Annotated in this window: 18 protein-coding genes; all 18 read left to right on the forward strand. The window is 35.8% G+C overall.

Features of this window, described 5'->3' with window-relative positions; genetic code table 11:
- Nucleotides 1-18: 18 nt before the first annotated feature.
- A complete protein-coding gene (locus tag EZJ43_RS02640) occupies nucleotides 19-3,063 on the forward strand; it encodes a TAT-variant-translocated molybdopterin oxidoreductase (RefSeq protein WP_133261102.1) in 3,045 nt (1,014 codons plus the stop codon).
- Nucleotides 3,064-3,085: 22 nt separating this feature from the next.
- On the forward strand, nucleotides 3,086-4,558 hold the full coding sequence (gene nrfD / locus EZJ43_RS02645; RefSeq protein ID WP_133261103.1) for an NrfD/PsrC family molybdoenzyme membrane anchor subunit: 1,473 nt from the start codon (nucleotides 3,086-3,088) through the stop codon (nucleotides 4,556-4,558).
- A 2-nt stretch (nucleotides 4,559-4,560) separates the two neighbouring features.
- The gene (locus tag EZJ43_RS02650) at nucleotides 4,561-5,097 is read left to right on the forward strand and encodes a DUF3341 domain-containing protein (RefSeq protein WP_133261104.1); all 537 of its coding nucleotides are present in this window, start codon (nucleotides 4,561-4,563) and stop codon (nucleotides 5,095-5,097) included.
- Nucleotides 5,069-5,692: a c-type cytochrome gene (locus EZJ43_RS02655; protein ID WP_133261105.1), complete on the forward strand. Its 624-nt coding sequence runs from the start codon at nucleotides 5,069-5,071 to the stop codon at nucleotides 5,690-5,692. Before EZJ43_RS02650 ends, EZJ43_RS02655 begins: the two co-directional genes overlap by 29 nt.
- Before the next feature lie 15 nt (nucleotides 5,693-5,707).
- The gene (locus EZJ43_RS02660) at nucleotides 5,708-6,922 is read left to right on the forward strand and encodes a quinol:cytochrome C oxidoreductase (RefSeq protein WP_133261106.1); all 1,215 of its coding nucleotides are present in this window, start codon (nucleotides 5,708-5,710) and stop codon (nucleotides 6,920-6,922) included.
- Nucleotides 6,923-6,989: 67 nt separating this feature from the next.
- Entirely contained in the window at nucleotides 6,990-8,228 is a 1,239-nt protein-coding gene (locus EZJ43_RS02665) for a cytochrome c oxidase subunit II (RefSeq protein WP_133261107.1), read from the forward strand.
- A 25-nt stretch (nucleotides 8,229-8,253) separates the two neighbouring features.
- Nucleotides 8,254-10,134 carry a cytochrome c oxidase subunit I gene (locus tag EZJ43_RS02670; RefSeq protein WP_207924548.1) on the forward strand — a complete coding sequence of 627 codons (1,881 nt, stop codon included), beginning with the start codon at nucleotides 8,254-8,256 and terminating at the stop codon, nucleotides 10,132-10,134.
- A gap of 83 nt (nucleotides 10,135-10,217) precedes the next feature.
- Entirely contained in the window at nucleotides 10,218-11,276 is a 1,059-nt protein-coding gene (locus EZJ43_RS02675) for a COX15/CtaA family protein (RefSeq protein WP_133261108.1), read from the forward strand.
- A gap of 12 nt (nucleotides 11,277-11,288) precedes the next feature.
- Nucleotides 11,289-12,167 carry a heme o synthase gene (gene cyoE, locus EZJ43_RS02680; RefSeq protein ID WP_133261109.1) on the forward strand — a complete coding sequence of 293 codons (879 nt, stop codon included), beginning with the start codon at nucleotides 11,289-11,291 and terminating at the stop codon, nucleotides 12,165-12,167.
- Nucleotides 12,168-12,169: 2 nt separating this feature from the next.
- Nucleotides 12,170-12,748, forward strand: coding sequence for a cytochrome c oxidase subunit 3 (locus EZJ43_RS02685; RefSeq protein ID WP_243718024.1), 579 nt, complete (start codon nucleotides 12,170-12,172; stop codon nucleotides 12,746-12,748).
- A gap of 31 nt (nucleotides 12,749-12,779) precedes the next feature.
- Nucleotides 12,780-13,487, forward strand: a complete 708-nt coding sequence (locus tag EZJ43_RS02690; protein WP_133261111.1) for a cytochrome c oxidase subunit 3 — start codon at nucleotides 12,780-12,782, stop codon at nucleotides 13,485-13,487.
- 19 nt (nucleotides 13,488-13,506) lie between these two features.
- The gene (locus EZJ43_RS02695; protein WP_133261112.1) at nucleotides 13,507-13,860 is read left to right on the forward strand and encodes a cytochrome C oxidase subunit IV family protein; all 354 of its coding nucleotides are present in this window, start codon (nucleotides 13,507-13,509) and stop codon (nucleotides 13,858-13,860) included.
- 77 nt (nucleotides 13,861-13,937) lie between these two features.
- Entirely contained in the window at nucleotides 13,938-14,558 is a 621-nt protein-coding gene (locus EZJ43_RS02700) for an SCO family protein (RefSeq protein WP_243718025.1), read from the forward strand.
- 83 nt (nucleotides 14,559-14,641) lie between these two features.
- Nucleotides 14,642-15,184 carry a DUF420 domain-containing protein gene (locus tag EZJ43_RS02705; protein WP_133261114.1) on the forward strand — a complete coding sequence of 181 codons (543 nt, stop codon included), beginning with the start codon at nucleotides 14,642-14,644 and terminating at the stop codon, nucleotides 15,182-15,184.
- Between the two features lie 84 nt (nucleotides 15,185-15,268).
- Nucleotides 15,269-15,871, forward strand: a complete 603-nt coding sequence (locus tag EZJ43_RS02710; RefSeq protein WP_133261115.1) for an RNA polymerase sigma-70 factor — start codon at nucleotides 15,269-15,271, stop codon at nucleotides 15,869-15,871.
- A gap of 75 nt (nucleotides 15,872-15,946) precedes the next feature.
- On the forward strand, nucleotides 15,947-16,912 hold the full coding sequence (locus EZJ43_RS02715) for a FecR family protein (RefSeq protein WP_133261116.1): 966 nt from the start codon (nucleotides 15,947-15,949) through the stop codon (nucleotides 16,910-16,912).
- A 38-nt stretch (nucleotides 16,913-16,950) separates the two neighbouring features.
- Nucleotides 16,951-20,595, forward strand: a complete 3,645-nt coding sequence (locus tag EZJ43_RS02720) for a SusC/RagA family TonB-linked outer membrane protein (RefSeq protein WP_133261117.1) — start codon at nucleotides 16,951-16,953, stop codon at nucleotides 20,593-20,595.
- A gap of 10 nt (nucleotides 20,596-20,605) precedes the next feature.
- Nucleotides 20,606-22,081, forward strand: coding sequence for a RagB/SusD family nutrient uptake outer membrane protein (locus EZJ43_RS02725; protein WP_207924550.1), 1,476 nt, complete (start codon nucleotides 20,606-20,608; stop codon nucleotides 22,079-22,081).
- The last annotated feature ends 26 nt before the right edge of the window (nucleotides 22,082-22,107 follow it).

Here is a 22,107-nt window from a genome sequence, read left to right on the forward strand (position 1 = left end):
AACAGTAATATAGCTTAAATGGAAAGCAACAAAAAATACTGGAAAGGCCTAGAGGAGTATAAAAATACCCCCGATTTTGTTGAAAACAGCAAAAACGAATTCGCCGAGCCACTTCCAATAGAAGATGTTTTAAATGAAGCAGGGTTAAGTACCGTAACTCCACGCCGCGACTTTTTAAAGGCGTTAGGTTTTGGCTTAGGTGCTGTAACGTTAGCAGCATGTCAAACTGCACCTATTCATAAATCAATCCCTTACCTGATAAAACCTGAAGAGGTTACACCAGGGATTCCTAATTATTATACTTCTAGCTATAACGGCCAGAGTATTTTGGTTAAAACTAGAGAGGGTAGGCCAATTAAAATTGAGGTAAATCCTAATGCAGGTGCGTTTAATAGAGGTACTGATGCAAGAACTCAAGCTTCGGTATTGGATTTATACGATGTTTCTAAATTAAGATCACCTGTTCTTAAAAACGAAGAAACAACTTGGGCAAAGGTTGATGCTTTTGTTAAGCAAGCTTTAACAAGTGCGCAAAGCTCGGGCAAAAAAATTGCCATTGTTTCTTCTACGATAAATAGCCCTTCTACTAAAGCAGTAATTGCAGATTTTATTGTAAAATATCCAGCAGCTAAATTGGTGCAGTATGATGCCGTTTCTTACACTGGTATTATTCAAGCAAATAAAAATAGCTTTGGTAAAGCAGTATTACCTAAATACAATTTTGATAAGGCTGATTTTATTTTAAGTTTCGGAGCTGATTTCTTAGGAACTTGGATTAATGGAGAATCGTTCATTTCTCAATATACTTCTAATCGTAACTATAAATCGTTAGAAAATAAGAAAATGAGTCGCCACATTCAATTTGAAAGTGGAATGAGCGTAACAGGTACTAACGCAGATACACGCGTGCCAATAAAATTATCAGAAGAAGGACCTGCTTTAATCGCATTATACAACGCAATTACTGGTCAGTCTTTAGCTGGTGGTACATTGGGTAGTAATGCAATGGCCGATAAGGTTATTAAATTAGCTGCAAAAGAACTGACGCAAAGTAAAGGTAAAGGCCTTGTAGTTTGTGGTTCTAACGATGTTTCTACTCAAATTTTAGTAAACGCTATAAATGTTGCAATAGGAAGTTACGGGTCAACAATCGATTTAGATAATCCATGTAATTTATTCGGTGGAAACGATGCAGAATTTGCTGAGTTAATTGCCGAAATGAATCGTGGGGAAGTTGGTGCAGTGTTATTTTTAAATAGCAACCCGGTTTACGATTCTATCGATACTAAGAAATTTACAGATGCATTAGCAAAAGTGCCTTCAAAAATTTCGTTTTCAGATCGTTCAGATGAAACGGCATCACTATGTGATGCAATTGCAATCGACCATAACTATTTAGAATCTTGGGGTGATGCTAGTGCTTACGAAGGTACTATCTCCATCGTTCAGCCAACAATTAATCCGGTTTTCAACAGTCGTCAGGCTGAAGAGAGCTTGTTAACATGGGCTGATGCACCAGAAAAATCGTATTATAAATATGTTCGCAGTGCTTGGGAAGCTAAGGTTTTACCTTCGTTAAGCCTAACTTGGGAAGATGTTTTGGAAAAAGGTATTGTTAATTTACCTGCAAAAACTGCTGTTGCTTATAACTTTAGTTTAGCTTTAGATAGCGTAACAACTACCATTTTAAATAATAGTAAAGCATTAAATAAAGATATTCAAGTTCAGTTATACGAAAGTATAGGCATACGTGATGGTAAGCATGGCAATAACGCATTTATGCAAGAATTGCCAGATCCGGTTACCAAAGTAACTTGGGACAATTACGTTGCACTATCTCACAAAACAGCTGAGTCTTTAAAAGTATCAGAATTTGATGTTGTTAATGTTAAAGGATCAAATGGTTACTCAATTGATTTACCGGTTTTAATTCAACCGGGTCAGGCACAAGGAACAGCATCAATAGCTGTAGGTTATGGACGTACAAAGGCTGGTAAAGCAGGCAATAGCGTAGGTCAGAATGCATATCCGTTAGCGAGTTTTGTAAATGGTACGTTGCAATATGCGGGTACAGTTACGATAACAGCTACTGGTGGTCACCATGAACTTGCACAAACTCAAACGCATCATTCAATTGAAGGACGTAATATTATCCGCGAAGCTTCCTTTAAGGATTATTTAAAAAATCCTGCGGCCGGAACTGGAAACAGTGAAGAGAAGAAAAAAGAATACGCAGAGAATGACCTTTGGCCTGATTATGTTAAGTTAGGTAATAACTGGGTTATGGCTATCGATTTAAATGCTTGTACCGGATGTGGTGCTTGTGTGGTAGCTTGTAACGTAGAAAATAATGTGCCAGTTGTTGGTAGAGACGAAGTTCGTCGCCGCCGTGAAATGCACTGGATCCGTATCGATCGTTATTACAGTTATGACGATAACGGAAAAGAGGTTACAAAAGAGAGACAGATTGATCACTTAGAAAATTTCGATAACGTTTCTGTTGTGTATCAGCCAATGTTATGTCAACATTGTGATCATGCACCTTGCGAAACTGTTTGTCCTGTTTTGGCTACCGTTCACTCATCAGATGGTTTAAACCACATGGCTTATAACCGTTGTGTAGGTACAAGATATTGTGCAAATAACTGTCCGTATAAAGTTCGCCGTTTCAACTGGTTCAATTACTGGAACGATTCTCGTTTCGATAACTACTTAAATAACGAGTTTACCCAATTGGTACTTAATCCTGATGTTACAACACGTTCTCGTGGAGTAATGGAGAAATGTTCAATGTGTATTCAGCGTATCCAAGCAGGGAAATTAAAAGCTAAAATTGAAAAACGCCCATTGAAAGATGGGGATATCACAATGGCTTGTCAACAAGCTTGCCCAGCAAATGCTATCATATTTGGTGATTCAAACGATCCTAAATCTGAAGTTTCCATTGCTTTAAAATCTGAACGTATTTATTACGTGTTAGAAGAAATCAATGTTAAACCAGGTATTGGCTACATGACAAAAATTAGAAACATAGATACAACCATACAAGCAGCAGAAGCTTAGTATTAAGAATAGATAATAAATTATGTCAGGACATAACGAATCAATACTTAGAGAACCATTAATTACGGGCGATAACATTACGTATGCAAAAATTACGGATGATATTTTGGGCCCAGTAGAAAACAAGCCAAACAAAGCTTGGTGGATTGGTTTCACTTTTGCCTCATTAGGTGCTTTACTTTGGGTATGTGCGGTAAGCTATACTTTTTGGACAGGTATTGGGGCTTGGGGATTAAATAAAACAGTTGGATGGGCGTGGGACATTACGGGTTTCGTTTGGTGGGTAGGTATCGGTCACGCTGGAACATTAATTTCAGCAGTACTATTGCTCTTCCGTCAAAATTGGCGTAACTCAATTAACCGCTCTGCAGAAGCAATGACAATTTTTGCTGTAATTTGTGCAGCTACTTACGTTGTTTCTCACATGGGTCGCCCTTGGTTAGCATATTGGGTTTTACCATTGCCAAATCAATTTGGATCACTTTGGGTAAACTTTAACTCTCCATTGGTTTGGGATATGTTTGCAATCTCGACTTATTTCTCGGTATCGTTACTATTCTGGTACACAGGTTTATTGCCAGATATTGCAACAATTCGCGATAGAGCAACTGGAATGCGCAAGAAAATTTATACGATCTTCTCTTTCGGTTGGACAGGTAGTGTTAAGACTTGGCAACGTTTCGAAGCTGTATCTTTAATTTTAGCAGGTATTGCAACGCCATTAGTATTATCGGTACACACTATTGTATCTATGGACTTTGCAACATCAGTAATTCCAGGATGGCACACTACAATCTTCCCTCCTTACTTTGTGGCTGGAGCAATCTTCTCTGGTTTCGCAATGGTACAAACATTATTATTGGTAGCTAGAAAAGTTTTAGGTTTAGAGAATTACATCACCATGTTTCATATAGAATCGATGAATAAGATCATCCTTTTAACGGGGTCGATTGTAGGTGTAGCTTATTTAACTGAATTCTTCATTGCATGGTATTCTGGTTCAGAATATGAGCAATATACTTTCTTAAACAGATTTATAGGTCCTTATTGGTGGGCAGGCTGTATGATGTACGGTTGTAACGTGCTAATGACCCAATTAATGTGGTTTAAAAAGATTAGAACGAATATCCGTCTGTCTTGGTGTCTATCTATAGTAGTGAACATTGGTATGTGGTTCGAGCGTTTCGTTATTATCGTACTTTCATTACACAGAGATTATTTACCTTCAAGTTGGGCAATGTTTTATCCTACTTGGGTAGATGTAAGTGTATTCGTAGGTTCAATTGGCCTTTTCTTTACCTTATTCTTATTATTCTTAAGGGTTTTACCTTCTATTGCAATTGCAGAGGTTAAATTATTATTAAAGACTTCGAGTGAGCAGGCTAAGATGCAACAGATTAAATCTGGACACGAAAACAAAGAATATGTGGCTGAGTACATTGAATCTTTAGAGAAATTCGATAGTGTTAAACAAGAAGATTACGCAAAACTATAACAATGAGTAATATTAAATATATTTTAGGCAGTTTTGGCGATCCTGATGAAATGATGCATGGCATTGATAAACTTCAGGAAAATAACATCAGTATTTTTGATGTATATACACCAATGCCAATACACGGAATAGAAGCCAAATTGGGCATTAAAAGGTCAAGAATTGATATCGCTGCTTTCTGCTTTGGCATTACAGGAACATGCGCGGCCTTTGCTTTAATTTATTTCTGTGCAGTAATTGATTGGAAAGTAAATATTGGTGGTAAGCCATCGTTCGCATTTCCAGATTTTATTCCAATTATGTTCGAACTTACAGTGTTGTTCTGTGCTTTCGGGATGGTTTTAACTTATTACGCATCAACACATTTATTTCCGGGCAGAGCGCCGAGAGTAATGGATTTACGAGCTACAAACGATCGTTTTGTAATTGCAATTGATGCTAAAGAAAATGTAGCACACCTAGAAATTGACAGTCTGTTAAAAGGTGCTGGTGCTTTAGAAGTAAAATATAATGAAAGGAAGTACATTAGCTATGAATAAGAATAAATTTGTTTATGCCGTGTTTGTAGCTTTTGCATTTGTGGCTACGTTTTCGGCTTGTAAAGATAAACGCAGTACAGGCTTAGAATATGCAAGGAATATGTATGATCCGATTGCTTTAAATCCTGATCAACCGGTTGATACGACTAATAAATATTTATCTAGTTTTAAAGGACAGGCAGCTCAAACGCCACCAGCAAACACAAAGCCAGTAGGTTTTAAAGAATATGATGAATTTCCTAATAACCAAGAGGGTTATGTAGCTGCAGGTGCAACAATGGTTAATCCATTACCTGTTGATACAACGAATTTGGCAGAAGGCAAGCATTTATATACTGTGTTTTGTAGCCCTTGCCATGGTGATAAAGGAAATGGTCAAGGTCATCTGGTGCAGATAGAGAAATTTAGTGGAGTGCCGTCGTACCACGAAGGTAGTTCATCTAGAGGTGGTAACATGAAAGATCTTACTGCAGGTAAAATTTACCACACTATAACTTACGGATTAAATAACATGGGTTCGCATGCCTCGCAAATTACACCAACAGATCGTTGGAAAGTAGTGATGTATGTACAAGAATTACAAAAAGGACAATAGTAAAGCATAATATAAATGGGAACTCACAATATTAATTTTAGTGAACAGTTTGAGTTTACTGGTAAAGCAAAAACTTTAAGCATTGTAGGCATCGTTTTGGGTGTCGCCGCTATCGCTTATGGCTTTCTAAGTGGTCTTCACGAGCGTACTTTTGCTAACTTGTTACTTATGGCCTACTACTTTGCATGCGTTTGTATGTCAGGTACATTTTTCCTAGCCATTCAGTATGTTGCACAGGCAGGTTGGTCAGCATCAATTCTTAGAGTACCGCAAGCGATGGCAAAAACCTTGCCTATTGCTTCAATAATACTTATCGTTATTATTTCAGCCGGTCTTTATTCTCACAATTTATATCATCACTGGCATGCAGATGGCATTACAGATATAAAAAGTCCGAATTATGATTCGATTATCGCTAACAAATCAGCCTTTTTAAACGTACCATTCTTTATGGGTCGTATGGTGTTGTTTTTGGGTTTATACAGCATCTTTTCGATGATGTTTGCTAAACTTTCTTACAATGAAGATTTAGCCGGTGGATTGAATTCGCACAGGAGAAGTTTTAAAATTGCTTGTGTTTTCTTAGTAATTTATGGTTTTACAACGCCAATATTTGCTTTTGATGCGGTGATGTCTTTAGAAGCGCATTGGTTTTCTACAATGTTTGGTTGGTATAACTTTGCGGCAATGTGGGTAAGCAGCTTAGCCATTATCGCGGTAATGCTTATCTTATTGAGAAGAGCAGGGTATATGAAATGGGTAAACGATAGTCATCTTCATAACTTAGGCCAGTTTATATTTGGTTTCTCCATATTCTGGACTTATGTTTGGTTTGCACAGTTTTTATTAATCTATTATGCAAACATTCCTGAAGAAACCGTATATTTTGCGAAGAGATTCGAATATTACAAGTTTTGGTTTTTCTTAAATTTATTAATGAATTTCTTAGCACCAGTATTGTTGCTAATGGATAGAGATAATAAAAGAGGCGATTCGAAATTGCTAATTGTTTGTATCATCGTTTTAGTTGGGCATTGGGTTGATTATTACCAAATGATTATGCCAGGAGCTGTGCAAGCAGGAGAAAATGGATTTGGTGTTATTGAGATAGGTACTGCTGTAGGATTTGTAGGATTGTTTACCTTCACGGTATTAACAGCACTTAGTAAAAAGTCACTTATCGCTAAAAATCATCCATTATTGCAAGAAAGTTTGCATCATCAACTTTAATAGGTGATTTTTTAAGGGCAAATATTTAATTATTATTGTAGAAGTACAACGTACTACTTTTAAAGAAATGAGTTTAAAAAAGTTTATCACGAATAAGACGACCGCAGCATTAGCAGTTTTACTAATTGTTTTTGCGAACACTAGCGCATTTGCACAAAGTGCAGCAGCAGCGGCAATGCCGGCGGGTCCAAAGCCTGTGGATATGGGCGAGGTTTACAAATCAGTAATATTTTACGGGCTGATTTTTTTAGCCGTTTGTTTATTCATAAGCATTATTGGCAGGGCCTTAAAGGTTTATGAATTGAGCCAAGAAGCACAAGGGAAAACCTTAGGTATAAATTGGGATAAGATAAATGCTATGCTGTTTGCGTTTGCCCTGATAATTGGTTTGTATGCGTTATATTGGGAATACACAGTTCATGGAGCGATGATTTTGCCAGCGGCTTCATCAGAGCACGGGAAACGTATCGATACAATGTTTAACATTACGTTGATTCTTACCACAATTGTAATGGTGATAACGCATATCTTATTATTCGGTTTCGCATACATTTATAAATATTCGCCTAAGCGTAAAGCTTACTATTACCCGCATAATAATACAATCGAGAAAATTTGGACAATTGTACCGGCTTTAGTTTTAACTATTTTGGTTTTAATGGGCTTTTTAACGTGGCGTTCTATTTTTTACAAAACAGTGGATCCAAATAATAAACCCATCCAAATCGAGGTAACTTCTGAGCAGTTTAAGTGGTCGATTCGTTATCCAGGAGCTGATGGAATTGTTGGTAAAAAGAATTATAAATTAACTACTACATCAAATTTGCTAGGTATTGATTTTACAGATATAAATTCTCGTGATGATCAAATGGCAGATGAAATGGTTATTCCAGTTGGTAAGCCTATTAAATTAATCTTGAATAGTAAAGATGTAATTCACAGTTTTTATATGCCTCAATTTAGGGTACAGTTGAATACAGTGCCAGGTATGCAAACTATTTTTGAGTTTACGCCTACAGAAACAACTAAACAGATGCAGGAAAAACTTAACGACCCAACTTTTAAATTTCTTTTCTATTGTGCAAAAATTTGTGGTGGTGGCCACTACAATATGCAAAAAGATGTTAGGGTGGTAAGTGAAAGTGAATATAAAGATTGGTTGGCTAAGCAAAAACCATACTTGAATGATGATTTGAGAAAAGAATTTAATATGCCTGTTTTGGCTCCCGCTCCTTCAGTAAAGGGAGATTCGACAAAGGCAGACTCTGCTGCTGTTAAAAACAAAACATTAGCTTTAAATAAATAATATACCTGAAGAGCGCAAAAAAATTATGTCAACATTAGTATTAAACGACGAACACAATCACGATCACGCTGATCACGGGCACCATAAGGAGACTTTGATTTCGAAGTATATCTTCAGTATGGATCATAAAATGATTGCAAAACAGTTTTTGATAACAGGTATTATCATGGCTGTAATTGCGATGTTTTTATCTATTTTATTTCGTATCCAACTGGCATGGCCTGATAAAAGCTTTCCATTTTTAGAAACATTTTTAGGTAAATGGGCTGAAGGTGGTCGAATAAAGTCCGATTTTTACCTTGCATTAGTTACCATTCATGGTACAATAATGGTATTCTTTGTACTAACTGCTGGTTTAAGTGGTACCTTTAGTAATCTCTTAATCCCGCTGCAAATTGGGGCACGAGATATGGCATCTCCATTTCTGAATATGCTTTCTTATTGGTTCTTCTTTACTGCTTGTTCCATTATGATGGCTTCGTTCTTCATACAAACAGGGCCGGCATCAGCAGGTTGGACAGTTTATCCGCCTTTATCTGCACTGCCACAAGCAATTCCAGGTTCGGGTTTGGGTATGACCATGTGGTTAATTAGTATGGTGCTATTTGTAGCATCATCGTTAATGGGTGGTATCAATTACGTGAGTACCATTTTGAATATGCGTACAAAAGGTATGGATCTTTGGAAAATGCCATTAACAATTTGGGCGTTTTTCTTAACTGCTATTTTGGGTATCCTTTCCTTTCCAGTATTAGTTGCTGGCGTGGTGTTATTAATATTTGATAGAAGTTTCGGAACAAGTTTCTATTTGTCAGATATCGTAATGGGAACTACTATATTACCAAATGAAGGTGGATCTCCAATTTTATGGCAACACTTATTCTGGTTCTTAGGTCACCCTGAGGTTTACATTGTAATTATGCCAGCAATGGGTATCGCATCAGAGGTTATGGCTGTTAATTCTCGCAAGCCAATCTTTGGTTACCATGCAATGGTTTATTCATTAATTGGTATTACGGTACTATCATTTTTAGTGTGGGGTCACCACATGTTTGTAACAGGAATGAATCCGCTACTTGGTGGTGTGTTTATGGTCACGACGTTGATTATTGCCGTACCTTCCGCGGTAAAGACCTTTAACTGGCTTGCCACATTATGGCGTGGAAATATTAGGTTTACACCGGCAATGTTATTTGCAATTGGTTTAGTGTCATTCTTCATCTCTGGCGGTTTAACTGGAATTTGGTTGGGTAACGCATCATTAGATATTACGCTTCACGATACATATTTCGTAGTTGCTCACTTTCACTTAGTAATGGGTTCTGCAGCTATCTTTGGTATGCTTGCTGGGGTTTATCATTGGTTCCCTAAAATGTTTGGTAGAATGATGAATCCTAAATTAGGTTACCTTCATTTTTGGTTAACTTTCGTTGCTGCGTATTTGGTATTTTTCCCTTTACACTTTTTGGGTCTAGATGGTGTTCCACGTCGTTATTATGCATTTACTGAGTTTGAATTTATGAAGAAGTGGTTAACAGTGAATGTATTTGTAACTTGGTCTGCCATCGTTGCTGCCCTCGCACAAGTGGCGTTCTTATTTAACTTTTTCTATTCAATCTTTAGAGGTAAAATAGCTACTCAAAATCCTTGGGAAGCAAACACTTTAGAATGGACTGCTCCAGTAGAACATTTACACGGCAACTGGCCTGGCGAAATTCCAACAGTTTACCGTTGGCCTTACGATTATAGCAAGCCAGGCGATGAAGGAGATTTTATACCTCAAACTGTGCCTTTCTCTCAAACAATGAGCTCTAATTTGCCTCACGATTTTGAAGGAAACCCAGAAGCTGAACGTATTCAGTTAGAGTGGGAAGCAGCTAATCCGGTTATAGTAGATAAAGTTTAATAATATAAACTTATAATCATATTTAAGGGGTATCTGATTAAGTTTCTGCTTATCCAGATGCCCCTTTTCTCTTAGATAATATAATGATTAAGATTTCAGAACAACGTTTTATAAAAATCAACCTTATAACGATAGTGGTAACGCTATTGGTTATATTGGCTGGTGGCATAGTACGTAGTACCGGTTCTGGAATGGGTTGCCCAGATTGGCCAAAATGTTTTGATCAATATATTCCACCTACGAGATTATCGCAATTGCCTGCTGATTACAAGGAAAAGTATGTAGAAGGCAGACTGAAAAAGAACGAGAAATTCGCAAAATACCTTGAAAGTATGGGTAAATTGGATTTGGCAGATAGTGTAAGACATGATAAAACCATCACGTTACCAGAGGAATTTAATGTAGCCAAAACTTGGACTGAATACATTAACCGTTTGTTTGGTGTAGCCACAGGACTTTTCTTATTACTAACAGCTGTTTACTCTTTCGCGTATCGAAAAACTGCTAAACGGATTATTGTATTAAGCATACTTAATATATTTTTGGTTGGTTATCAAGCTTGGTTGGGATCGATAGTAGTTTCTACCAACTTAATGCAATGGATTGTAACCGTGCACATGCTTTTGGCCCTGCTAATTTTATCAATATCCATTTATACATACAGTTATGCAAAACAACTGCATAAAGAACGGTCGGTAATAATGTATAGGATTTCATGGTTAAAGGGGTTTTTGTTTTTTACATTAGTAGTAAGCGTTATTCAGATTATATTAGGCACAGAGGTAAGAGAAGGCGTAGATTTGATTTCTAAATCACTTGCTTTGCCAGGCAGAGAGACGTGGGTAGATAAGGTTGGCAGTATTTTTCATTATCACCGCGATTTTGCCATTTTGGTGATTGTTTGTAATGCGATAGTGTACAAAATGGTTATAGATCGATTTAGTGGGAAGGCAGAACCTTTGGTTACAGCTAAGTATATTATTGCAACGTTGCTTATCCAATTGGTTACAGGAATTGCTTTAGCTTACATGTCGTTACCACCAATGGCGCAGGCCTTGCATATTTTGTTCTCATCGGTTTTATTTAGTTTACAATTTTATTTGTACTTGTTGGTGTATAGAACAAGAACATATAAGCAATAATATATTAAGGAATTGAAGCAGTTTTTTTCAGATTTCTCGAAACTCATAAAATTTAGATTAACATTTTTAGTCGTTTTTTCTGCGTCGATTACATTTTTAATAGGATCGCAGGTTAAAGTTGATGGTGTAGTTCCTGGTATTAATTGGTTAAATTGGCTTATTTTAATTGCAGGTGGCTTTTTGGTTACGTCTGCTGCCAATTGTTTTAATGAGGTTATTGAGGTCGATTTGGATAAATTGATGACTCGAACAAAAGATCGACCAATGCCTGCTGGGCACATGACTACTGGACAGGGATTAGTTTCTGGATTAGTAATGGGTATTTTGGGTACTTTTCTATTGGGAAAACTAAATGTAGAAACAGGTCTATTGTCTGTATTTTCAATATTTCTCTATGCATTTGCTTATACACCACTAAAGCGAAAATCGCCAATAGCAGTATTTGTTGGTGCAATTCCGGGCGCTTTGCCACCACTTATTGGATATGTTGCAGCACATGGAAAGATTGACGGGATCGCATTTATTTTGTTTTTGATTCAATTTGTATGGCAGTTCCCTCATTTTTGGGCAATCGCTTGGGTTTTGGATGATGACTATAAGAAAGCTGGTTTCAGATTGTTACCAACTAAAAACAGAGATAGAATATCGGCCATTGTAATATTTGCCACAACGATAATATTAATCCCGGTAAGTTTACTGCCAACCTTTTATGGTTTCGGCGGTTATTATATTGCTGGTGTTTCAATTATAGCAGGTGTAATTTTTTGTTGGTTGGCCTTTAAATTATTAATAAATAAACAACTGGCAGATGCCAGAAAATTAATGTTTTGCTCGTTTTTTTACTTACCAGCCGTACAGTTGGTTTTACTGTTTGATTTTATTATAAAATAATTATGAGTTTAACAATGGAAAATAAGCAAGATATATTTGATCCAAGACCAAGAAAGTTTATAGTATGGTTATTTGTAGTATCATCAACAATCATGTTTGGTGGTTTTACAAGTTATTATCTTGTATTTGTAGCATCTAAAGGTAAGGGTCATGGTTTAGTGTTGCCTGATGCTTTTATTTATAGCACATTCGTAATTATTGCGAGCAGTATAACGCTTATGATTGCGTCTCGATGCCTAAGGAAATCCAATTTTAAGACACAGCGTGTTATGCTATGGTTATCTGTTATTTTAGCTGTAGTTTTTGGGTTTATTCAATTCTCAGCTTGGGGTAATTTAGTAAAAACTGGTGCTACCTTGGTAAATAATAATGCAGCTATATCGTTTATTTATATCGTTTCGGGGCTGCATTTATTCCATATTATTGCTGGTGTTGGGCTTATATTCAATGCGTTAGCTGGTAGTTACAAAAATATTCCTTTAGCCAAAAAGGAATACAGAATGGAAATTGCATCTATTTTTTGGCATTTTATAGATATATTGTGGATATATCTTTATGTTTTTTTACTTTTGAACCGTTAAATTTGTTAACAAACTATTATACTTTTTCCAAATGAATTCAGTATCACAATTAGATCAAGTTAAAACCGGGCCATGGAATGGTGGCCGTTCTCCCTGGGCGGTAGAATATGGTAAACTAATGATGTGGATTTTCCTTTTATCGGATGCCTTTACATTTTCGTCGCTTTTAATTTATTACGGCGCTCAACGTTTTTCTAAATTTACTTGGCCAGATCCAGATTTAGTATTCCAATCTGTACCAGGCTTTGCAGATAGCGGTTATCCATTAGTATTTGTGGGTATAATGACTTTTATATTAATCTTAAGTTCAGTAACAATGGTTATGGCTGTAGAAGCCGGACATAGAAAGGCAAAGAAAGAAGTAATTTGGTGGTTAGTAGCCACAATTATATTTGGCTTTATGTTTTTAGGTTGCCAAGCTTTAGAGTGGGGTCACTTGCACCATGAAGGATTTTGGTGGGGTCAAATTCCATCAGCTGAAGAATTAAAACATTTGTTTGTAGGCCCGGTATCTTTAGTTGCGGCGCAACAGTTTGCCAATTTATTTTTTACAATAACAGGTTTTCACGGTTTCCACGTATTTACTGGAGTAATGATCAATGTGATTATTTTAATAATGACTATTTGTGGAACATTTGAAAAGCGCGGTAGTTACTTAATGGTAGAAAAAGTTGGTTTATACTGGCACTTTGTAGATTTAGTTTGGGTGTTTGTATTTACATTCTTTTACTTGGTTTAACTTATTTTAAAAATATATTATGGCAGAACATACGCACACGAACGAAGAACATGAGCATGGCGACCATGCTGGTATGGATAAGGGCAAAATTTTAAAAGTTGCTGGTATTTTAACAATTATTACCGCAATTGAATTTATTATTGCGCTTTGGGCAATTCCAGGCGGACATATCCCTCAACACATTGGTAATTATATCTATATCGCTTTAACTTTGTTAAAAGCTTTTTATATAGTTGCTTATTTCATGCACTTAAAATTTGAGAAGTTAGGACTTCAATTAGTCTTATCACTCTCTTTTATACTGATTATTTATTTTATTGTTTTAATGCTCATAGAAGGACATTTTATTGGTGTCCACATGATTAATCATTAATGAAATCAAAATCAACATTTAAAATTTTAATCCTGGTTAGCATCTTAGCTGTACCAGGATTTTTGTTTTTTTACCTTTTGCCGCACTACGCAAAGAATAGATATAAGCGCTTGCCTTTTTTCGGAGAGAAACAAGTCGCCTCAACGTTTCGAATGGTAAGAGGTGATAAAATCCCCGATACGGTGTATCACGAGGTGCCTGATTTTAACTTCGAAAATCAGAAGGGCGATACAATAAGTTGGGATCAGTATAAAGATAAGCTGATAATCATCAATCTTTTTTATGTAAACAGCCCAATAACTGTTGCAAATCAAAATTTAAAAAAAATTGCAACAGGTTATTTAAGAAATAAGTTAATTCACTTTATTAGTATTTCCGTCGATCCTTCCGACCATCAAAAGCAATTAGGTGAATATGCGGCAAAAATGAATCTTCCGGCAGATAAATGGAATTTTTTAAGTGGCGATACTACATCAGTGTATCGATTTGTACGCAAAGGTTTACTGCTAGATGTAGTTGACCATCAAAAAGATGCAATTGGAAAGATAATTTACAGTAATGAAGTACTGTTATTAGATAATCAACACCGAATTAGAGGTTTTTATGACGCAACTAATGATGAGGCAATGTCTAAGTTAGACGATGAGATAAAAGTGTTGGTAGCAGAAGATTTGCGTGGTATTAAGGATGGCAGATAAGTTAGTTTTTTAGAGGATTAGTTGTCTGGTTGGTTAGTGGTTTAACCGTAACTGACCAAGTTTAGGTTGCAAAATAGATGAGTATGAATACTTCAGCAGAAAAAAAATATAACACTTGGATTATTATTTTATCAATAGCCATTCCTTTGGTGGTGGCGGCGCTATTTGGCGTTAATCTTCGAAAATTAGGTTTCGATGTAAAGCCCTTAACATTTCTCCCGCCGATATATGCCACTACAAATGGTATTACCGCTGTTATACTGGTAATTGCATTAATCGCAATTAAAAATGGGAAGAGAAAATTGCACGAAAATTTGATGAAATTTGCAATAGCCCTTTCTGTGTTGTTTTTAGGGATGTATGTGGCGTACCACATGACCTCAGATTCTACTTCTTACGGTGGGCAGGGCGTAATTAGAACAGTATATTTCTTTATTTTAATCACACATATTGTGCTCTCGGTAATTATAATTCCATTTGTATTAATCACATTTGTTCGTGCGCTATCAGGAAAGTTTGAACAGCACAAAAAAATAGCTAGAATTACATTCCCCTTGTGGTTGTATGTTGCAGTTACGGGCGTAATTGTTTACTTGATGATTTCTCCTTACTATATTCATACTTAAGGTTTATGATTTCGCAAAACTTAAATCGCTATAATATGTTTTTTTTTGTATGTTGAGGCAAATTAACTAAAGACATGTTCTAATTTGAAGAATGTTGATAATATAGAAACTGGGCTAGAATTGCAAAATGTTATTATTAATAATAATACCGTTGCCTTTACCTATTTTTATAAATCTTATTTTTCTAAACTTCTGTTAGCCAGCAACAGTTATTTGAAAGATGCGGCATTGGCAGAAGAGGTAGTCCAAAACGTTTTTTTAAAAATTTGGGAAAATCCCTACCAACTTGGGGAGGTGAAACTCGTTAAGCCGTATTTTTACCGCATCGTTATTAATTTATCCTTAAATTCTCTTAAAAGAAAGAAGAGCTTAGATCAGCATCATTTAAAAATAGCTAATCAGTTGACTGATGATGAAATTGATATCTTGGATGAGGAGAATGAAGTGATTGCACTGCTACACTCAGAAATTGATAAGTTGCCCGCACAATGTAAAAAAATCTTTAAACTGAGTAGGTTTGAAGGGCAAAAATATAAGCAAATAGCAACGCAGTTAAACATTTCGGAAAAAACAGTTGAAAATCATATAGGAAATGCGTTGAAAATATTGAGAGGTAGGTTTTTGAATGACGAGACCCTTAATAAAAAAGGAAAAGGATATTTAAAATTAATCTCAATATTTCTGTAAATAAAAAAAACTTTTTTAGTCACTAGGGGTTTTACAGGGTTTGTTTGTCTAAGCACTACCAAGTAAACTAACTTAATGATTGTAAACGCCGAAACGCAAGCTTTAATTGCCAAATTTCTCGATAATCCCGATGACGTGGAAGTTTCATTCCAATTGGCGCATTGGCGTTCCTTATCTAACGAAAACGAAAACTATTTTCAACAATTATCCGAAATTTGGGTAATGTCATCAAATGGAGCGGTTTTAGATGAAATTAATGAGAGAAAATCTGTTCTTGAATTAAATAGAAGTTTACCTAATCATGCTAATCAAAAGAATATCGTGTTGAAATGGATAGGTTCTATTGCTGCAATATCCTTGCTATCGTTTGTTAGTTATTGGGCATTAAGTACCAAATCTGAAACTTTATTAACTAGGTCAACACACAACGGGCAAACAGACTCTGTATTTCTCGCCGATGGGTCTAAAATCATGCTTGCTGAGAATAGTACATTGATCTATCCAAAGGTATTTAATAAAAATACACGTACGGTTTACCTTAACAAAGGCAAAGCTTTTTTCTTAATTTTTAAAGATCATAAACATCCTTTTAAAGTAATTATGAAGGAGTCTTCTGTGTCGGTTTTGGGGACTTCATTTAATATAGCTTTAAGTAATAATAAAATCGATTTGGATGTTAAAACTGGTGTAGTCTCTTTCTTGCCTTACGACAAAGGTAAAACTTCATTTTTGAAGGCAGATGAAGCAATTACTTACTTCATAAATAGTAATCGGATTGTTACTAGGTCATCTTTAAATGGAGATGCATGGTTAACAAAAAACCTTGTTTTTGTTGAAGCGCCTTTAGAAGATGTTTGCAAACAACTTAGCGAATATTATCATGTAGATATCAAACTATCTGGAGATCTTATGCATGATAAAAAGCTCAACGCTGATTTTAAATCGAACAGTTTGCACGAGGTACTGCAAATATTAAATGTTACCTATGGATTTAAAACAAAAAAAATAAAAGATATTATCTATTTAAAAATTCCTAATTAAACCGTCAAATCTATAAACCAGAAAAATCAAAACAAACTATGGAGAAAAATTACTACAAAAGAAGAGTTAAAACAGGTTTCTGCCGAATGGCATTAATTTTTTTAGCTGTCTTTTCTGTATTTTTAGCTAAGGCCGAAGGAAGGCAAGCAAAATCAGAAAATGAAAGGTTGGATAATTATTTAAAGAAAATTGAAATTGCGTATAAAGTCAGTTTTGTTTATGATGCCAACGAAATAAAAAAAAACACGATTTTAGTTGTTCCAGAAAAATTGAGCTCTATAACGGAGTCTTTAGATCAGTTAAAACAAAAAAATATTGGTTACCAATTAGTAGGTAAACAAGTAATTTTAAAACTTCAGCAGCCTTTAAAAGCGAGTATTAGTAAAGATATTGTAGTTAAAGGTAGGATTAAGGACAAAAAAGATGGTTCTACTTTGCCGGGGGTGAGTGTAATGGAAAAGGGTACAAACAATGCTGTATCTACTAATGCGCAAGGCGATTTTACAATAAAAGTAAAAGAAGGTGCCACGATTATTGTTAGATCAGTAGGATATAAAACGCAAGAGGTCGTTGTTAATGGACGAACCTTTATTGAGGTTTCTATTTCAGAAGATACAAATCAATTAAATGAAGTTAATGTGGTATCTACAGGATATCAAACTTTGGATAGAAAGCTGTTTACAGGAGCATCCAGTTTAGTAAAGGCAGAAGATTCTCAAAGAGCTGGTGTGCCTGATGTAAGTAGAATGCTTGAAGGTCAAGTTGCTGGTGTTTCAGTTCAAAACGTGTCTGGAACATTTGGTGCTGCACCAAAAATAAGAGTGCGTGGCGCAACTTCTATCTCAGGAGATAATAAACCTTTATTTGTTGTTGATGGAATTGTTTTAGAAGATGTTGTTAATATTTCGAACGACGCGTTATCAACTGGTGATCCAAATACTTTAGTCGGATCATCTTTAGCTGGCCTAAATCCTAACGATATTGAAAGTTTTACAGTGCTAAAAGATGCAGCTGCAACCGCAATGTACGGTGCAAGGGCAATGAATGGCGTTATTGTAATTACATCGAAGAAGGGAAGACAATCAGATGGTAGGCCAACTATCAATTACACAACCAATTTAACCACCTACGCAAAACCGAATTATTCTCAATTTGATATCTTAAACTCTGCAGATCAATTAAATTTAGATTTGGAACTTTTAGATAAAGGTTATTTTGGGCAAGCGTCTACCAAGGGATCAAACGTTGGCCTATTTGGTAAGATGTATGATGCGATTTATAATTACAACCCTACTACAAATAGTTACGAGTTGAAAAACGACGGAACGAGCAGGCTTAATTTTTTAAATAGGTATGCTAACGCAAATACAAATTGGTTTGACGTTTTGTACAAAAATTCTTTGCAACAAGAGCATTCTTTAAGTTTATCTTCAGGTACTGAGAAATTCCAAACTTACGCATCTACTTCATACTTACATGATAGTGGCCAAACGCTTGGAAATAGTGTAAATCGTTATACTGGTAATTTTCGCGCTAATCTTAAATTGAGCGATAAGTTAAGTGGAGAATTTTTGGTAAACGGATCAATCAGAGATCAAAAGGCCCCAGGTGCTCAGAATAGTGCTACCGATGCTTTGTATGGTACTGTTTCAAGATCGTTTGATATTAACCCATATTCGTATGCTTTAAATACAAGTAGAGCAATAACGCCATATAATTCAGATGGTTCGTTAGAGTATTTTACGAGAAGTTATGCGCCTTTTAACATTATAAATGAAATTGCAAATAATTACATTAGTATTGGTCAAATTGATTTAAAGGTTCAAGGTGGCATAAAATATAAAATTATTCCATCGTTAACGTATTCTATTGATGGATCATACAGGTATGTTAAAACACAACGACAAGCTACTATAACAGAAAATGCAAATGCTGCACAAGCTTTTAGAGCTGGCGCAAATGATCCAACCGTGCAAGGTAATAATCCTTTTCTCTTTCAAGACCCAGATCAGTTAGATGCAACTGTTAAGGTAACTTTGCCATCGGGCGGTTTTTATAATATCAACGATGACAACCTTAAAAATTTCTATTTCAGACAAAATTTAGAGTATAACAAAACCTTTAATGAAGACCATAAGGTGAACTTTTTTGGTTCGATGGAAACGCGTTATATCGATCGCCAATATTCAAATTTTGATGGTGTAGGCTATCAATATGGCAATGGAGGTATTGTAAATGCAGACTATAATTATTTTAAAAAAGGTCAAATTGGTAATGCGCCATATTTTGGTATGGGTTTCGGATCAGAACGATTTGCAGCATTCGCTTTAAGAGGTGCGTATGCGTATAAAGATAAATATAGTTTTAATGCGACAACTAGATATGATGGTTCAAACCTATTGGGTGCGAGTACAGCTGCTAGATGGCTTCCAACTTGGAATGTATCTGGAGCTTGGAACGTAGACCAAGAAAGCTTTTGGCCAAAAAATAATATTTTAAGTTCTGCGAGAATTAGAGCTACTTACGGTTTAGTTGCTAATTTAGGTAACGCAAGTAATGCAGCGGCACTTTATTATAGTGAGTTATCTAAAAGACCATATTCAATTGATAAAGAAACGCAAACCTACATTAGTAGTTTAGCAAATACCGAATTAACTTGGGAAAAATTGAAAGAAGCAAACTTAGGTATTGATTTATCTTTTATTAAGGATAGACTTAACTTAACGGTTGATTTGTATCAAAGAAATATATATGACTTGATTGGGCAAATTAAAACTTCGGGCATAGGTGGACAATATACTAAAACAGCCAACTATGGTAAAATGAAAGCAAAAGGCTTAGAATTTACACTCGCTGGTAACGCAATTTCGTCAACAGATTTTAAATGGAGAACCCAGTTTAACTTTGCTTTTAATAAAAACAAGATTACAGAGTTGGAAAACTCTTCGAATGTTTTTAATTTGATAGACGACAATGGTGGTCCCGTGGTAGGGAATGCGCAAGCAGGTTTATATTCACTCCAATTTGCAGGCTTAGATCATAATTATGGTTATCCATATTTCATCGATACCAATGGCAAACGCAACACTTTTATTAATTTGCAAGCTACTGATATTGCTTATTTAAAGTACGAAGGGCCTATAGATCCTACTTTTACCGGTGGTTTTTACAACAGTTTTAAGTATAAGCAATTCGTGCTATCTGGTTTATTTACGTTTGCAGCAGGTAATTATGTTCGCCTCGGCCAATCGTCTTCAGCAGAATACACAGATTTTACTGCAATGTCTAAAAACTTGTCCAACAGATGGGAAAAGCCAGGAGATGAAAATTTCACGAGCGTGCCGGCCATATTAGATCTTTACACATCTAGCTTGGTTAAAGATGCTGATGGAAATACTGTAAATGCAAAATATGCGTACAATAGTTACAATTTTTCTACTGAAAATGTGGCCAAAGGCGATTACATTAAACTTAAGCAAATTTCTTTAGGGTACGAGGTGCCTCAATCAATAGCAAAAAAATTAAAAATGTCATCTGCATCTTTGTCTGTTGTTGCCAACAATCTTGTCACCATTTATTCAGATAAAAGATTAAATGGACAAGACCCAGAGTTTTTTAGTAATGGTGGCGTTGCATTACCGGTGCCACAACAATTTACGCTATCTTTAAAAGTAGGATTTTAAAATTATAAAAATGAGAATAGAAAAATCGATATATTTAACTTTTGGAATTTTACTTTTAGTAAGTTTTTCCAGCTGTAAAAAGTATTTGTCAACAGTGCCAGATAATCGTGCTGAAATTAATAGTATTTCAAAACTATCCCAATTACTGGCTACAGCATACCCTAATAGAGATTACTTATATTTTACTGAGGGTGCTTCAGACAATACAGAAGATAAGGGAAATGGTAAGGGTACGGTAGAAACAAATACCAGTGCACCATATTTCTGGCAAGATCAAGGCTCTGGTACAGGATCGCCGATAGATTACTGGAACAGTTGCTATGAGGCTATTGCGGCTTCTAATCAAGCGCTTGAAGCGATACAAGTAAATAATTTTGGCGATGCCGCTTTGCCATACAAGGGAGAGGCACTGGTTGCGCGAGCTTATGCGCATTTTATGTTGGTTACCTTTTTTGCTAAGGAATATACAATAGGCGCTGCCAACGATTCGCCGGGAATACCTTATGTAACTGCCCCAGAAGAGAAAGTTATACAACCTTATGATAGAGGTACCGTGGCTTCAACTTATGCTCAAATTGAAAAAGATTTAGAGCAAGGCATGCCGTTGTTAACATCTTCAGCTTATTCAGTACCAAAATATCACTTTACGCCAACTGCAGCCAAAGCTTTTGCTGCAAGATTTTATTTATTCAAAGGCGATTGGAAAAAAGTAATAGATAATGCAAACTTGGTGGTGCCAAACGGTGATTTTACAAATAATATTAGACCCATTAATTCAACCTTGAATAGTTTAGGGCGTGATCAATTTAAACAAGCGTTTACGCAATCTGGTCAGAAGTATAACCTTTTACTTTCAGCCCAATACTCCCTTTATCAACGCTTAACAGATCAAAGATATGGTTTCGGAGATAAATTGTTGCGTATGTATAATGCTGGTGGACCTTCTGGTAACATAACTGGTAAAGCTATTGCAAATAAAACCCAAGGTGCGTTTGGTAATTATACTACTTATAAATACAACGAATATTTCTTTATAACGGATCAGATTGCGCAAGTTGGTTATCCATATTTGATAATGCCTTTATTTACCACCGATGAGGTGTTAACGAATAGGGCTGAGGCTTTAGCACAATTAGGTCAGTACGATAGTGCTTTGGCAGACGTAAACTTGTTGCTTGCCAACAATGTAGTTAATTATAATGCCAGTACCGATGCTGTAACTCAAGCTAAAGTACTTGCGTTTTATAATACAACGGATATTAAGCAGGGTATAATAAAACTTATCTTAGATACTAAGAAGACACACTTTCTGCAAGAAGGCATGAGATGGATGGATATTTTAAGAAATCATTTACCAGTTGTGCACAATTATTTTGCACAACCTTTTGTAGAAACTTTTTTAACATTAAGTCCAACAGACAACCGTCGCCTTTTCCAAATACCAGATGAGGCTAAACTTTCTGGAGTGCCATTGAATCCTAGATAGAGATGAAAAGTTTAAAAAATATAAAG

Origin of the sequence: Pedobacter changchengzhani, assembly GCF_004354365.1 — a bacterium.
Taxonomy (GTDB): domain Bacteria; phylum Bacteroidota; class Bacteroidia; order Sphingobacteriales; family Sphingobacteriaceae; genus Pedobacter; species Pedobacter changchengzhani.

Excerpts from the sequence above, each read along its gene's own strand:
- EZJ43_RS02655 (WP_133261105.1), top strand. The coding sequence starts at position 5,069 with ATGAAAGGAAGTACATTAGCTATGAATAAGAATAAATTTGTTTATGCC.
- nrfD (WP_133261103.1), top strand. The coding sequence starts at position 3,086 with ATGTCAGGACATAACGAATCAATACTTAGAGAACCATTAATTACGGGC.
- EZJ43_RS02660 (WP_133261106.1), top strand. The coding sequence starts at position 5,708 with ATGGGAACTCACAATATTAATTTTAGTGAACAGTTTGAGTTTACTGGT.
- EZJ43_RS02695 (WP_133261112.1), top strand. The coding sequence starts at position 13,507 with ATGGCAGAACATACGCACACGAACGAAGAACATGAGCATGGCGACCAT.
- EZJ43_RS02715 (WP_133261116.1), top strand. The coding sequence starts at position 15,947 with ATGATTGTAAACGCCGAAACGCAAGCTTTAATTGCCAAATTTCTCGAT.
- EZJ43_RS02725 (WP_207924550.1), top strand. The coding sequence starts at position 20,606 with ATGAGAATAGAAAAATCGATATATTTAACTTTTGGAATTTTACTTTTA.
- EZJ43_RS02720 (WP_133261117.1), top strand. The coding sequence starts at position 16,951 with ATGGAGAAAAATTACTACAAAAGAAGAGTTAAAACAGGTTTCTGCCGA.
- EZJ43_RS02690 (WP_133261111.1), top strand. The coding sequence starts at position 12,780 with ATGAATTCAGTATCACAATTAGATCAAGTTAAAACCGGGCCATGGAAT.
- EZJ43_RS02640 (WP_133261102.1), top strand. The coding sequence starts at position 19 with ATGGAAAGCAACAAAAAATACTGGAAAGGCCTAGAGGAGTATAAAAAT.
- EZJ43_RS02665 (WP_133261107.1), top strand. The coding sequence starts at position 6,990 with ATGAGTTTAAAAAAGTTTATCACGAATAAGACGACCGCAGCATTAGCA.
- EZJ43_RS02685 (WP_243718024.1), top strand. The coding sequence starts at position 12,170 with ATGAGTTTAACAATGGAAAATAAGCAAGATATATTTGATCCAAGACCA.
- EZJ43_RS02670 (WP_207924548.1), top strand. The coding sequence starts at position 8,254 with ATGTCAACATTAGTATTAAACGACGAACACAATCACGATCACGCTGAT.
- EZJ43_RS02650 (WP_133261104.1), top strand. The coding sequence starts at position 4,561 with ATGAGTAATATTAAATATATTTTAGGCAGTTTTGGCGATCCTGATGAA.
- EZJ43_RS02705 (WP_133261114.1), top strand. The coding sequence starts at position 14,642 with ATGAATACTTCAGCAGAAAAAAAATATAACACTTGGATTATTATTTTA.
- EZJ43_RS02675 (WP_133261108.1), top strand. The coding sequence starts at position 10,218 with ATGATTAAGATTTCAGAACAACGTTTTATAAAAATCAACCTTATAACG.